The organism is Clostridium manihotivorum (assembly GCF_004015185.1).
GTDB classification, from domain to species: domain Bacteria; phylum Bacillota; class Clostridia; order Clostridiales; family Clostridiaceae; genus Clostridium_AR; species Clostridium_AR manihotivorum.
Genome location: NZ_CP025746.1, coordinates 2,849,303 through 2,863,807, shown reverse-complemented (window position 1 = coordinate 2,863,807; position 14,505 = coordinate 2,849,303). Strand labels below are relative to the sequence as shown.

Genomic DNA, 14,505 nt, shown 5'->3' with positions numbered 1-14,505 from the left:
CCTGAAGTAGTCCATTCTCATATAAGAGATTAATCTCAGTTAATTTTTAAAGAGATTTATCTAATATATTTACATACACTTTAACTATTATTTAGTTATATAAGCCTAAAATAAATTCAGCTGACTTATATAAGTATTATCAGAGTTTTATTAAATATTCTTTTGTATTTATATCTATAATTCTAGTTCTTGTGTCTCTTTTTGAAATATATATCGGCTCACCGTCACTGTTTATACAGTAAGAAACAGGTATTGATACACCACAGTTTTTATAGGAACCATCTGCATGACTTGTTCCTATCACCATAGTTTTGTAAGTTTTAGCGATATTCTTTGCCTCATTTATCCATTGTTCAAACTGCTCTTCGCTGTACATGCCAACACCAATTGGATTGGCAACAAAATCAATTTTTCTTTTTACTTTTTTTAAATCTCTTTCACCTTTTAAAATTTCCATACAAAGCAAATATCCAATATTAATTTCATCACATTTTACATCCAAAGGTTCAATTAACTCCTGTTCTAATTGAGGAAGTGTCTTAGCTCTTTCTAATACCTTTACTCCATTACAATCAATGATTATTGCTCTATTTTTCTTATCCTTTAAGTAAGAAGTAATAATTATGACCTCATACTTCTTTGCAAGTTCGCAGGCACCTTCTAAAGCTTTTTCATCCGCTAAATATCCCTCTGGATAAATAACTATATCTACTCCGCTATTTTCTACTATCTCATTGGTTATTTGAGCAATTCCTTTTTCACGAACTGGCTGACCAACTAAGATTCTCATATAAATCTCACTTACCTTCTATTTTATTTATTATAATATTTATATTCATTAGACTCATTAATTATTAAGCTTGTCCTCTATTTTTAAAAATTGTCTTTGCTTTATTTTCTACTACCATCTTTGTTAAAGACTCTTGTCATATGTACTTCTGTGAAAACACAAGCTAGCACAAGTGATATTATAATAATCCAAAAGCAATAAGCAAAGTTTCTATATCCTTTTATAAGTAAGCTGGCGCCTACAATTACTGATATGATATTCCCTAAAATAAGTATGTTTGCGCAGTATTTGTTTGCCTCATTCCATGTATCTAGGTTTTTCATAGAAGATCTGGTTTTATAACCGATACCTGTAATAGATTTTTGTTTAATACTTCTAAGGAAAATACCTGCTATCAAAAACACTATGCTCAATATAAAATAACTCATGGTATACACCTCTCTATAGTTAATGAGAATATATTATCACAAAAGAAAAATTAAGTAAAACAGTAAAAATATAACTTCCATTATAATAACAGAGACCATCTATAGGAAATATTTTTTCTATAAATGGTCTTTGTCATCACATAAAAGCTTTATGTAATATCCATTTCTATTTAGCACAAAGCACTGAAGAATCTAATTCTATAATTTTTTCATATAAACCTGTAGAGCATCTAAATTTGGTGTTTCCAGTTTTACTTTCTGCTTTAACTTATTTAGTGCCTCCTCTAAGGCTACCATCTCTCCAACTGCAGACATAGCATGATCGCTGATAGCAAGTTTTCCGATTGGTGTTGCAGTGACAATCTTAAGCATTAAGTAATACACCTTAGATTTATCACATATTAACTTTGCTTCCTTCTTAGGAGTAGGTTCATATCCAGCAGCTTCAATTACCTTATATCCCTCGATGGTTGCATTGACTATTTGCTTTAAAAGCTTTTTGTTCTTAGCTGCCTTACGCAAATTTCCATCACAGGCATAAGTCGCATAAGCTAGAGGCATGATAAGGGCAATATGACTTTTGTGCCAAGCATCCATATTATCAATATATGTTAGCTTGTATCTGGTATTTTCAAAGGCTTTATCAATAAGCTCTCTCCAGGATAGCTGTCCATTTAAGCCTCCTAGTTCCATCTGTCCCCTTGCTCTTACGCATACTACTCGTCCATTTTCACGCCTTCCTCCAGTACTTTGAAATCCAAATGCTATTTTTTTCTCAAATGAACTATTCTTTTGTATATAATCATAAGTTGCCTGCCCATCTGTATTATTTCCTACAAAAACAATATGCTGACTATTGTTTTCTGCCAGTATTGGTAAAACCGCCTGTAATTGGGTACACTGCATTACCACAAATATTAAATCATAAACATCCTCTTTAGTTAGCTTATCGATAACATTTACCTTATCAACAGTGGTTTTACATTGAACATAATGTCGGATTATAAGCCCATTTTTGCTAAGTTCCTCAAATCTCTTACCTCTAGCAAGAACTGTGGTTTCATTTCCTCCATTAACCAATACATGAGCAAGATAACTTCCCAAAACACCTGCACCATAGACTAACACTCTCATATAATCTTTCTCCCTTCCTTTGATAAATTCACTTTTTGCACATATGTCTTTTCCAATACATATTAGGAAAATGTGGCATGTGAATAAGATTTTTTACTTTTTATTCTAAACCTTATTATTGTTATGTGTAGATAAAAAAATTTATATACGTTCAAGACGGTAAAAAACAAATCTCAATTACCATTAGTAATTGAGATTTGTTTTCATTATACATCTTATTCCACTTTATGTAAATAAAGTTATAAGTTTTAATTTTGTCTATGTTCAAGTATATTGTTGAAATTAAGTGTTTATGAAGTAATCATATTAATTCTTTGCGCAAGCTCATCTAAATATTGTATCACTGACCACTCAATTTCAACACAGTACTTTAACAGCACCTTATTTTTATATACAGCAGTAATTACCAATTATGAAAGCATAGAAATTACACTTAAAGCATCTTCGAAAGTTAACCCAATCTCTCCATTTACTTTAACTAAGTGAGCATTTATATTTTCATCCCTAAGTAACAAATCATCTATTACAACATACTTTTCTACATCTTTATTATCCTCAAGCCATGCAATTATTTCCTTTGCTTTCACATGGCTAAAGGTCTTTCTTGATTTTATTTCGTCAGTGCTGAAATCTGGTGTTTTATCATATATTTCTAGTTTATTTTCACAAAAAATATCATATAGCTGCTGTGAGTAGCCTTCTGTAGGCAACATATTATCATCAAACCATAATCTCCAGCCTGAGGACATTACTATAAGCGCGCCAGTTTTCTTTATAATATACTTTAATATACTTATCTTCCAGTAGTCTATGGCTACTCCTGGATTGTCATTAAGGAATCCTTCTGTATTAAGAACTCCGTCTACGTCTAAAAATATAATTTTCATTAATGTACCTCATATTTACAATATCAATAGAATTTAATTTTTTAATTAATCAATTATAGAATAAAGCTGACTAAAATCGCTTACTATATGATCTGCAACCTCTATATTTATTCCTGCTTCATTAAAATAGCAACCATAAATACCAGCATTTTTGCCAGATAAAATATCTAACTCTCTATCTCCTATCATTATTGCTTCATGCTTTAAAATATTGTGCTTTTTTATTAAGTATTCTATAGCTTCAGGGCTTGGCTTTCTTTCAAAGCCGCTACCTTTTGTTATGAAGTCTGTAAAATAATCATATAACCCATACTTCTTTAAAAACCTTATTGACGATTCCCCTCTATGGGTATATAAATAATTGTTTTTACCTGAACTATGAATATATCTGCAAACTTCTTCTATTCCAGCATATGGCTTGCAATTTTCCTCTTCAGCATCTTTCCTTCTCCTAGAATACTCGGATAAAAAATCATCATCTATTCCAAACTTTTGACTATAGTATTGTGCTGCAGTAGACATAGATACCTTCATATATTTAAGTATTTCCTCTATAGGAGCTTCAAAACCATGGGCTTCAAGAGTTTCCTTAAAGGTAGTTGCCATTACAGTATATGTATCAAAAAGTGTTCCATCAAAATCCCAAATAATATGTTTATACAATTATGTTCCCCCCAACCCTTATTCACAGACTGACTAGTCAGCATTTTTATCTAAAATCTCTTCTTGAAGCTTTTTACTAAAACCGTTAAAAACAAGGCTATAGGACATGTTTATCATCTGCTTTAATACGTCGTCTGGTACATCACCTTCAAAATACACTGAGTTCCAATGTTTCTTGTTCATATGATAGCCTGGAACTATATGCTCATATTCTTTTCTTAAAAACTCACCAAACTCAGGCTCGCATTTAACTGAAATTATAGGTTTACTATATTTATCTCCACCGATCATTAAAAACATCTTATCTCGTATACGATACCTAGTTGCTTCCCATTCCTCTTTATAATCTTTAACAACTCCTTGTTTAGAAAGACAAAACTCATCAAGCCATTGATACTTCATACACACACCTCATTTCAAAAATATTATCAATTCTTCTGTAGCTAGTTGTATAAATAATTTTGCTAGTCTATTCTTATAATGGTCAAAAACAGGAAAACCTAATTTATACGATATATAAAGTGCTACAATACATATGCATCTTTAGGTACCTATTCATACTTACTTTCTGCATCTTTCTTATTGCTATGATTATATATTGAACTACATATAATATCAATTTCTCTTGCTAAAAAACTTTAAGTTCATTCAATGTTTTTTCAACTTCTATTGCTATTACTCCTAGCTTAGCATGATCTAAACTGCTTCCAGCTTTATAAACATAAATATAATGAAGCATCCTTGCAACAGAACAAATTAAGAATAAACTATGCTTTACTCAAAATTCTTCTTACTCATTTAATCTTCACCCTATGGTTTTAAATCAATTTATAGTACACGGAAACAAATAGTTACATTACTATTCCTTTTGTAGATAATATCCATATAAGTCCAAAAAACATTATAGGAATAGCTATAAACGTTACTAACAATATAAATCTCATATGATATTCGGAGTAATCTTTACTCTTTTTTACTATCCTATCATTTAAAGCGCCTATAATAATAAATGATATAAATGATATAACACAAACTATTGTAGCAGCAGTTATGGAGGCATTGTTCTTAAGTGCTTTATAATTTATTAAAGCTTGAGCTATTGCAATGAATCCCACTACTATTGAGGAGTTAAAAAATCTATTAACATTATTATTTTCATTAACTCCAAGAGATTTATAGAACTCTTCCCTCCCCTTTAGATTATCTTCTTCAAACCTAAAGAACCTATTTACTATTATCCGTTTATACTCTTTAGAAAATATCATTAAACATCCATGCGCAATACATACTATACCGAAGGCCAAAAAAGCACTAAATATTGAAAAAGCTACAGATAACAATCCTAAGATGATTATTATTAGACCTAACACAAGAATTCTCTTTGATTTCATATTTCTAACCTTTCTTAAATTATTATTAAGCTATAATAATCTTTTGTCATAATAAACCGTCATTTTGAAATTAGACGCTACTCTATATAGATACCCTTTACAGAAACTTAATTTATACATGTTTGATAATCCCGGCTTCTGAGGATTTTGTGTCATGCATAAATTAAAAATTGAGTTAGGAACCCTATCAAGCCTCTTATATATTTCCTGGAAAATAATTACATATACTTCAAGCATAGTTTCCACTTTATAGTACATAAGTTTACTTTAAACTTAAAGATTTACTAGACTTCAGAATTTTTATATCTTAGTAAACTCTAAACAATATAAAGTTCCATTTCTTATCTCTGTTACTTTTATATCCTTAACATTTGGAGGCAATAAATCAACAGGAGCTGTTATGGCTTCCTTTCTGTTTTTGAAAGGCCCTCTAAAATATGGTATCTTCTCAAAAAACTTAGCAACCTTCTCTGTTTCATCAGCTATTAATATCTTCGATCCACTCTTAGCTACTCTCACCATTTCACCTATAGCTCTTTTCTTATCATTAAAGAAATTTATCCCACCTATATGATATACTACATCAAAACTATCATCTGGAAAAGGAAGCATCTCTCCATTTCCCCAAAATAGTTTAAGTCCTAAATTGTATTTTTTATTATTCTTTTCACACTGTTTTAGTTGACCAAGGGATATATCCAATCCATAGTATTCAGCATTCCTTGGTAAGAACCTTATGTTTGCCCCTGTTCCAACAGATACCTCAAGAACCTTATCCCCCTCTTTTACATTTATAAACTGCAAATAATCATTTCTAGCTTTCTCTTCTCCACCTAAGAAGGCATAATAGGCTTTTTGACCAAGCTCATAAAAAGGAGCAAAAGAGTTATAAAACTTTGTACTATCATAATTTGTACCATCAATATCCTCTGAACTAATAAATGAAGGGATTCCTTCTTTTATAGCAAATCTTTCCCCAGTACTTGAATCTACCAAAAACTCCTCTATACCATTAGAATCTACGATTAATTTGTTATGGGTGCTTGGATTACAAAGCATCTCTAAACATAAATCATTTACCATACCAACACCTCATATTCCATATTTTGTTTAATAAATTATATCATTATATTTTAATGGTTGTAAAATAAATATACAAAATCTTTAATATTCTATATTTTCAATTTATATGTTATAATTTCCATGAAATACATACATATTTATAAATTATCCAACTTTCACTCTTAAAGTTGATATGCTTGTTAGGAGAAAATAAAATGAGTAATTCGCTAAAAGAAGTAATAATCAAATGCTTTTTTGTTTTTCTAATCCTTTATCTTGTAGGTATATTTATAAAGTGGCTAGCTTTGACTCTACTAAAAGCTCTTGCCATCGCCTTCGTTATAGCACTACTTGACGGAGTATATGTTCTATTTAAAAATTCCAGTAAAAAGACTCGCTAAAGCACAAAAATTAATTATACTTTGATTAAATATGAATATTATAGGAGAAATCTCATGAAGGATTATATTATTAAGGAAAGTAATAAAGAAGATTGGGCAACTGTTGATACTGGAATTGTTGAGTATAACGCTTCTAAAGTTCCATTTACTCAAGCTCCGGCTTTCATACCACTAAATAGAGTTATAAAAAACTCAGAAGGTGAAACCCTTGCAGGCATAAATACTATGATTTATTGCTGGAACTGCTTATATGTTGATGTATTGTGGGTTAAGGAAGGTTTTAGAGATAAAGGATATGGCTCTATATTATTGAAGGAAGTTGAAACCATAGCAAAAGAAAAAGGCTGCAAGTTAATACACCTAGATACCTTCGATTTCCAAGCAAAAGATTTTTACCTAAAACATGGTTATGAAGTATTTGGTATACTAGAAGACTGTCCCGAAAGTCATAACCGTTATTATTTGAAAAAAACTTTATAAAGATGTAACACTTCAATCCGAAAGCTATTTTTAAAACTCATCTAGGCTTTGAGAGGAGTATTGGAAAATATAAATTTTACTATGAAGTGATGCATCTAAAATATCTAAAATTAAATATAAGCTGGAGGCAAAATGTACATATATATATTGATACCTTTAATCTGCCCAATACTTTGTCCTTTGATAGTCATTGGAACAAGCTGCTTGATTAATAATTTATCTAATAGGAACCTAGACAATTCAAATTTTCTCAAGTCCTTATTGTCTTAAAGCAATACCAGCTACTGGCTCACGGCTAATAAGCTTTCTTCTAGGCTTTTAATGCTGTTTTGCTTATTTACTTTAGTTATAACTTTAGTTATTACATTTATATTAGGTCCAGATAATTTAGATTTAGAGGTTTTTATTTCCTCCACTTTAGTTATAGTTTCATCGATTTCAAGTATGATTATAACTCAAAAGCACTTTAAGGAAAGATTTGATAATTGCAATTTGAATAACTTATAAGGAGAAAATGACTAATCATGTTGGCTGAAATTAAAGAATATAAATTTACTAAAAAGTTTCCTACACCATTACAGAATATTGTTAATATTGTTTTTATAGCTTTTATATTTTTACCTCCAAAAGCCGCCATTTATACTACCATAGGAATAATATATGAAATATCTTTATCCTTAATTTTGTTACTACTAATTGGGAATCAACTATACATAGCATTAACGGAAAAACACAGACAACCTAGTCTAATTATAGATAAAAATCAAATAGCTTTTTCTAAGTATTTCTTAAGGAAATATAGATTAATAAGACTATCTGAAGTGAAAAGTATAAACGAACTTAATCAAGCATTTGATAATATAATAGTACTTACTTTACTTAATAATAGAAAGATACGTCTTAGCTTACATGGATATAGCGAAGAAGCTAAAAAACAAATCAGTTACGCATTTAATGAACTAAAATCAGAAATCACTGTGTAAATAATAAATTCTATCTTCACTTTTAGCATTCTTTTTATAGACTAATCTTTAGCTATAGAAATGAATCAAACTAAAAGCAAGTGCACTTAAGCTTTATACTTAAGGCACTTGCTTTTATATTATTTACTATTTTCTTTTTTTGTCAGATTAATATAATTAGCTATAGTTTATAGTCCATGTTAATCTGTCCTGGTTCTCCATTAGATTGATAGTTTAACGATTTATACAAGTTAAGAGCCCTTTGATTTTCTGCATCACAAGCTAAGAAACTTCTTCTAGCTTTACTTTCTTGTCCCCATCTTATAGCTGAATATAGTAACTTACGACCAATTCCTCTTGATTGATATTTAGGCTTAACTGCAAGCTCTCTTATCCATAGTATGGTTCCTTTTTCACTTTCAAAGCCGTATAATATACCAAAACAAACACCTATTATGTGGTTGTCATCTTCAGCTAGAAACAATCTGGATTTTTCCATATTACTCCATTCCTTTATAGTCTCCTCTGACTGACCGGTAAATCCCCTAGAATAACCAGCACAACTCTTAGTTACTGCTGCAATCTGAGCTATATCCTCCATATTCTCAAAACCTCTAACCTTAAAGTTATCATCTACTGGCAATTTTAAAGCGTATAAATCCTTATTCCAGTAGTCTATCCACTCAGATACAGTATTGAAACCTAAGCTCTCCATATCATTTACAAACTCAGCTGGGACAAATTCAATATATACTCGCTCTGCTTCAGCTTCATTTTTTCTAATATAATTTATAGTCTGCTCTAACCCCTCAAAATAGCTTTCTTTAGTATTGGAAGCCCAAAAAACTTGAAAATTATTTTTGGATTTTGTATAAGTCCCTATTTCTCTATCTGTATTCAAACTAATGTATAAGAATAAGCTATCTTCAGTATCAATGCATAACTTGGCAGTTTCAATATCTTCTTCCTCAACATACATTAAAGAATTAAACTTAAAGTCTTCTGCCTTCTTCATAACATTTTTTATATTTGACATATTTCCACCTCAAAATTTCACTGTAATTTTTAATTAATCCTTCATTATAAACTTCTAATATTTTCTTATTGCACATGCTACATCATCTCCTTATTATAAGTAAAATAGTGTTTAAATTAAGTAGTTATTCATAGGAGGCCCTATTACTAATAGTTAGCTCATATCTTATTTTCATTGTAATCACTTAACTCAATGGGTTTTTCCACATAATAGTTAGATAATTCCTCCTTTTATCTTCCATATAAAGTTTATTATTCAATATTATAACACAAGCAAGCTGAATAGAAATTTATGCATTTAAATTTAATATTTTTGTATTATGTATTTTATCCTGCAGGTCATTTAAAAAGTTCCTACAAAAACAAAAAAGAGCTGGTACTCACTATATACCAGCACTTTCTATAACCATAATGTATAACTTTATATAATAAATCAATTTTTAGGTTTCATTGAACTACGCTACTTTTCTTAAAGCTTATAAGAGTACCACAGTCTTTATCATTATTATTGGAGCATATACCATACCATAAATCATTGGGATAGTCTTTTTTAATAACTCTCTTCTCAAAGGTTTTAGGTGATTTTATAAACTCCTCTGGATTTGAGTAGGTATCATACACAGTCATTTCTATACTTTGCCCATTAAACTCTAAATCATATAACTTATTAACCCAAACCTTACCATCATCATATCCATACTTAACGATTCTAACCTTATCTCTTTTTAACTTTTCAACATTCTCGATAAATTGATCAAGTTTCTTAACATTATAAGTTAAAGTATCTTGACTTTTACCTGGATATTTTGCGTTTGCTGGAAGTTCTACAACATAACCATTACTTATTGCCTTACTAAAGTTTAAAGTGTTGTTGTTGAGCAGTTCCTTTTCTTCAGTAACAACTTTACTTTCCATACTTTCAATTAGCTTGATAACACCTAGGGCACCAGAACTCATGTTAATTTTTCGTTCGAAGATTTCCAGTGTACTTCCTAAAGATACAGCTAGTAGAGATGCTATTACTATAGACTTCATCCTTTGTAACCTCCTCTGACCTTCGTTAGTTAAAAAATATAGTATCCTTTTTTATTTCTTTTATACACGTTTTTACAGAGAAGCTCACAAAAGCATTTTACAGTACCTTCTTCAGTATATATTCCATCTATAGGTATCCTTTACGAAAACTTAATTTATACATGTTTGATAATCCCGGCTTCTGGGAATTATCGGGCACGCATAAATTAATAGTTGAAGTTGGATACCTATACTATTTTTTAAGTACATAAACTCTTACAATGATTATTCGTTATCTAAACTATTAAGTTATGCATAACTAAAGTTCATAGGTGCAGGATTTTTCACCATGCATCACTTAAGTTTTCCTAATGGTCTATAGCTTGTTACTTTTCAATTATATCCATAACATCTTTTCTCATGCTCTTAGGAACCTCTTTAGTAGGCTTACCTATCCTAAATAGCATCTGCAGAGTCTCGCCTGGAAACGCAAATTCTTTATGAATCTTTGTATATTGATCTTTCATCTCAGGATATTCTTCTAATACCTGGCTTAAAGGCTGCATAGCAAGTCCCAAAGATTGTGCTGTTAACACCAATCTACTATAAACCATGCCGCTTTTTACCTGTTCAATTCGTGAATTACCTTTCGTAGCTACTATTCCATAGCAAGGAGTATTATCAATGGAATTCTTTGTTGAACTAATGTACATATCTTTAGATGCCTTTTCACTATTAATTGATGGTATTAAGGTTATAGCCCCTTCTAGCAAGTACATTTTTAGTCCCTTTATATCTTGTCCTTCAAATGAATAACCGTATCTAAACTTATTTTTTGTGTATTCATTTGATCTAAACACATTTGCCGACTCCACATTCATCCTATGAATGCCAGCTTCTATTTCCGCTCCCTTCATAGCTAGTGTACCTAATCTTTTTAAATCTTCCTCACCGTCCAATATTCTTATATCTATATTCTCTTCAGATAAAAGTTTTAATGTAGATATCTGATCCTTTGTAAGTTTAGTTTTTTCATAAGCCTCTCTATTGGTATCTGGATAAAACATATAATTATATAAATGAGCACTTTCCTCAGTTTTGGATAGGTTTATTTTTGCTACAGGCTTACTGCTCATACTATTAACTAAGTCTTTTTCGTCATATACACCTTTTGGGAAAAGTTCTATATTCACGTCATATCCAATTTTTTTACCTGCAACAATTAAGTATTCTAAAAAGGTCCCTTGAGTAATCATAGTCTGCCTTGCTAAGGGATCTACTTCTAGGTTCAACAAATGGCTGTCTGCGTATAGGTAGAAGATATTCTTGTCATCATCAAGCTTTATTTTCCAAGGCTGCATATTATGTCCACTGGCGGCTAGAATACCATTAGATATTATTTTCACTCTTACGTCTTTATAATTTTCCGAGTAATTTTTGTTCCATGTCTCAAGATATTTAGACTTCAAAAAACATCCACTTGCTATGAATACCGAAACTACTGCAACTAATAAGATAGTTAGAACTACCGAAAATGCTATTATCAATTTTCTTTTCCCCCTATATTCCATAAGATAACTCTCCTCCTACTTTTCTATAGTTTTTGTAAGCATATTAAAAGCTACTTCCAATAATTCATCTACACTCTTATGGTGTACCTCTACTATATAGTTTTTCTTTTTCTTTAGAGTAGTGAATATTCCAACAGTGAATGACCATAACAATATTGCTGTACTCTTTATATCTATATCCTCACGTATGATCTTTTCTCTAATGCCTTGCTCTAAGAAGTCACTAAGATACTGAAAAATTATCTCCCCAAGTTCATAACACTGTTCTCGTGACTTATCTGGTATTCCACTTGAAAAATCTAGTTCTCCATTTTCATAGTTCATTATGGCGTAAAAGTAATTTGGATGATGTTTACTAAAGCAAAAAAACACTTCACCTAATTTTCTTACCTTAGTAATTCCATCGTCCTTAGAATTGCTAACATATTCATCAATCATAGAGATTAAAAGCTTATAACCTCTTATCATTATTTCAAAATATATCTGCTCCTTACTATTGAAATAAACATAGATAGTTCTTTTACTAAACTCTGCAGTTTTAGCTACATCATCCATAGTAGCCAGATCATAGCCCTTAGAAAAAAACACCTTCTCAGCAGCATCTATAATGTCATTTCTTCTTATTTCTTTTTCCTTTTCCTTACGCTCACTTACTCCCATCTCTTATCCCTACTTCTATATATATTAAGTAAACTCACAGTTTACTTAATTACATTTTAGTATACCAAAAAACTATATTCAATAATATATCAAAATTAATATGTTAAAAATTTTTAACAGCAATTCATTTTAAAATTAGAAAAGTTTAATAACCTACTATTGCTTTATATTTAATACAATCAGATAAATCATATGATGAAGTTATACTGTTTAATCCTTCATCAAGAACATATTCTTTTTATGCAATCTCATACTGATACATATATAAAAAACAATATAAAATAAGGGAACTTTTTAAAAGTTCCCTTAAAATTTTCACCTTATATACATTATTGTTTCACTGTCTTAAAAACTAATTTTAGTAAACTGAAAATGCCCATTTTATATCTCATCAACTAAAGAAACTAACTTACTTAAAGTTTTCCAATTTCTAACCGTATCTGTAACCTTAAGTTTGGTAAGATTAGTGGCTAATTTCGAATTTCTTATGCTTTTTCCAAATAAAAGATATACATCTCTACCGATTACCTCATATTTATCATATTCATTTTTATAAGCTTCTAACAATTTTATATTTTCTTCTAAAGGAACCTGTTGCATTAAGGATACATAAAGACTTTCTCCTTCTGAAGTACTTTCAGCCTTTTCTATATCTTCTTCAGAAAAAGGAAGGTTTCTAATTATATTATTTAACTCTTCAGAAGATCTCAAAATCATCTTTGTAGAGAAGCCAAACCTATCCTCAAAATTACTTTCAAGCTGTTCTTTGATCTGATTTTCATCAAGCTCAGATCTAAATATCACATTACCACTCTGTATATAAGTTTTCACATTAGTATACCCCAAGTTTTCGAAATACTCCTTAAGCTCAGACATTTTTATCCTATTTTTTGTTCCAACATTAATTCCTCTTAATAACGCTATGTAAACGCCCATAAATATCTCCTATTCTATTTTTATTCTTTTAGTATAATAAAATTAGCATTGTGTCTTTAAATAAGCCTTAAATGGTGGACCATATTAATTTAAACTAGTATGTATGAATGTATTAAAACTACTAATTATAACTAATATAAATAATTTTATTTATATTTTTTATACAACTTAATACCTATTATAAATATTCCTACAAGCAATACTAAGGTGGTAATAAAACCTCCTTCTGGTCCAAAATCTCCTCCATTAAGGAAGTTAGCTGGAGTATTTTTGAATAATACGCAGCTTTCTCCGTAATTAGAAAACCCACTTACAGGAAAGCCAAATATATTTCCTAGAGTTAGATTCCACATAAAATGCAAACCCATAACTGTCCATATACCGTTACAATATATAGCAATCATAGCAAAAAAAGCGCCTGACAAAATTAGATTACTAAAGGATAGCAAAGTGACGCCTTTGGTAAATAGATGTAGTATACCAAAGACAACTGAAGTTATCAAGATAGCTGTAATGGGTGTCTTTCTGTATCCAAGTTTAGGAATGAGCCATCCCCTGATAGCAATCTCCTCTGCAGCACTTTGTATCATCCAAGAAACTACTATAGGAATAAATGACAAAAGCGAGAACCCTTGACTAACACCTATAAAAGTTATTATCTTAAGTGAAAACAAACTAATAGTTATCAAACAAATAGCTAAAAATCCTATAACCATTCCATTTATATAGCTTTTCATAGGTGCATCAGCTCTAAATCCCAATGATCTAATTTCTCTCTTTTCAAAGAACTTCACCCATATAAAGAATAAAAGTATCTGTACTCCGCATACCAAAATCTTTCTAAAGCTTTCTATTAAGTTTTTCTCTACATTTAATTTATTAATAAAGAAAGTAGAAAAGCCTTCGTATACCACTCTACCTAAAAATAATCCAGTCATCCATAGGATGAAATAAAGCAAGACAATTAATACAATATTTAGTTTAATTCTATCCTTAGCTGCATCTGAGAAAAAAGTACTCTGCTTTAACTTATAATCTAAACTATTCATAATTACCTCATAATTTAATAATAATTTGGTTAATAACTTGTA

General features: G+C 30.2%; 18 protein-coding genes. 4 read left to right on the top strand and 14 right to left on the bottom strand.

All coding sequences use genetic code 11. From position 1 onward, the window contains the following. Positions 1–139 precede the first annotated feature (139 nt). The 8 genes from C1I91_RS12955 to C1I91_RS12920 form a co-directional block, all read right to left on the bottom strand. Positions 140–790 carry a carbon-nitrogen hydrolase family protein gene (locus tag C1I91_RS12955; protein ID WP_128213267.1) on the bottom strand — a complete coding sequence of 217 codons (651 nt, stop codon included), beginning with the start codon at positions 788–790 and terminating at the stop codon, positions 140–142. Positions 791–891: 101 nt separating this feature from the next. After that, positions 892–1,218, bottom strand: coding sequence for an SdpI family protein (locus tag C1I91_RS12950; RefSeq protein ID WP_128213266.1), 327 nt, complete (start codon positions 1,216–1,218; stop codon positions 892–894). Between the two features lie 198 nt (positions 1,219–1,416). Next, on the bottom strand, positions 1,417–2,352 hold the full coding sequence (locus C1I91_RS12945; RefSeq protein ID WP_128213265.1) for a ketopantoate reductase family protein: 936 nt from the start codon (positions 2,350–2,352) through the stop codon (positions 1,417–1,419). A 410-nt stretch (positions 2,353–2,762) separates the two neighbouring features. After that, positions 2,763–3,239 (bottom strand): HAD domain-containing protein, encoded by a 477-nt coding sequence (locus tag C1I91_RS12940; protein ID WP_128213264.1) that lies wholly within the window; start codon positions 3,237–3,239, stop codon positions 2,763–2,765. A gap of 45 nt (positions 3,240–3,284) precedes the next feature. Continuing rightward, on the bottom strand, positions 3,285–3,902 hold the full coding sequence (locus C1I91_RS12935; protein ID WP_128213263.1) for an HAD-IA family hydrolase: 618 nt from the start codon (positions 3,900–3,902) through the stop codon (positions 3,285–3,287). Between the two features lie 33 nt (positions 3,903–3,935). Further along, a complete protein-coding gene (locus tag C1I91_RS12930) occupies positions 3,936–4,304 on the bottom strand; it encodes an MmcQ/YjbR family DNA-binding protein (RefSeq protein WP_128213262.1) in 369 nt (122 codons plus the stop codon). A gap of 449 nt (positions 4,305–4,753) precedes the next feature. Further along, complete coding sequence (locus tag C1I91_RS12925) at positions 4,754–5,293, bottom strand: hypothetical protein (RefSeq protein ID WP_128213261.1); 540 nt, start codon at positions 5,291–5,293, stop codon at positions 4,754–4,756. 300 nt (positions 5,294–5,593) lie between these two features. Continuing rightward, positions 5,594–6,376 carry a class I SAM-dependent methyltransferase gene (locus C1I91_RS12920; protein WP_128213260.1) on the bottom strand — a complete coding sequence of 261 codons (783 nt, stop codon included), beginning with the start codon at positions 6,374–6,376 and terminating at the stop codon, positions 5,594–5,596. Between the two features lie 194 nt (positions 6,377–6,570). On the opposite strand from C1I91_RS12920, the gene C1I91_RS12915 reads away from it, so the two are divergent. From C1I91_RS12915 to C1I91_RS12905, 4 genes are all read left to right on the top strand, one after another. Further along, positions 6,571–6,756 (top strand): hypothetical protein, encoded by a 186-nt coding sequence (locus C1I91_RS12915; RefSeq protein ID WP_128213259.1) that lies wholly within the window; start codon positions 6,571–6,573, stop codon positions 6,754–6,756. 54 nt (positions 6,757–6,810) lie between these two features. Continuing rightward, positions 6,811–7,236 (top strand): GNAT family N-acetyltransferase, encoded by a 426-nt coding sequence (locus C1I91_RS12910; protein WP_128213258.1) that lies wholly within the window; start codon positions 6,811–6,813, stop codon positions 7,234–7,236. 321 nt (positions 7,237–7,557) lie between these two features. Next, on the top strand, positions 7,558–7,743 hold the full coding sequence (locus C1I91_RS28185; RefSeq protein ID WP_164880527.1) for a hypothetical protein: 186 nt from the start codon (positions 7,558–7,560) through the stop codon (positions 7,741–7,743). Between the two features lie 17 nt (positions 7,744–7,760). Then, complete coding sequence (locus C1I91_RS12905) at positions 7,761–8,219, top strand: hypothetical protein (RefSeq protein ID WP_128213257.1); 459 nt, start codon at positions 7,761–7,763, stop codon at positions 8,217–8,219. A 160-nt stretch (positions 8,220–8,379) separates the two neighbouring features. Here the strand turns inward: C1I91_RS12905 and C1I91_RS12900 are convergent, their stop codons facing one another. The 6 genes from C1I91_RS12900 to C1I91_RS12875 form a co-directional block, all read right to left on the bottom strand. Next, positions 8,380–9,234 carry a GNAT family N-acetyltransferase gene (locus C1I91_RS12900; protein WP_128213256.1) on the bottom strand — a complete coding sequence of 285 codons (855 nt, stop codon included), beginning with the start codon at positions 9,232–9,234 and terminating at the stop codon, positions 8,380–8,382. A gap of 446 nt (positions 9,235–9,680) precedes the next feature. Further along, positions 9,681–10,268 (bottom strand): DUF4362 domain-containing protein, encoded by a 588-nt coding sequence (locus C1I91_RS12895; protein WP_128213255.1) that lies wholly within the window; start codon positions 10,266–10,268, stop codon positions 9,681–9,683. A 365-nt stretch (positions 10,269–10,633) separates the two neighbouring features. Further along, positions 10,634–11,818: a nitroreductase family protein gene (locus tag C1I91_RS12890; RefSeq protein ID WP_128213254.1), complete on the bottom strand. Its 1,185-nt coding sequence runs from the start codon at positions 11,816–11,818 to the stop codon at positions 10,634–10,636. Positions 11,819–11,833: 15 nt separating this feature from the next. Beyond that, positions 11,834–12,478, bottom strand: a complete 645-nt coding sequence (locus C1I91_RS12885; RefSeq protein WP_128213253.1) for a TetR/AcrR family transcriptional regulator — start codon at positions 12,476–12,478, stop codon at positions 11,834–11,836. 381 nt (positions 12,479–12,859) lie between these two features. After that, on the bottom strand, positions 12,860–13,414 hold the full coding sequence (locus C1I91_RS12880) for a DUF1697 domain-containing protein (protein WP_128213252.1): 555 nt from the start codon (positions 13,412–13,414) through the stop codon (positions 12,860–12,862). A 146-nt stretch (positions 13,415–13,560) separates the two neighbouring features. Further along, entirely contained in the window at positions 13,561–14,463 is a 903-nt protein-coding gene (locus C1I91_RS12875; protein WP_128213251.1) for a CPBP family intramembrane glutamic endopeptidase, read from the bottom strand. Positions 14,464–14,505: the final 42 nt, after the last annotated feature.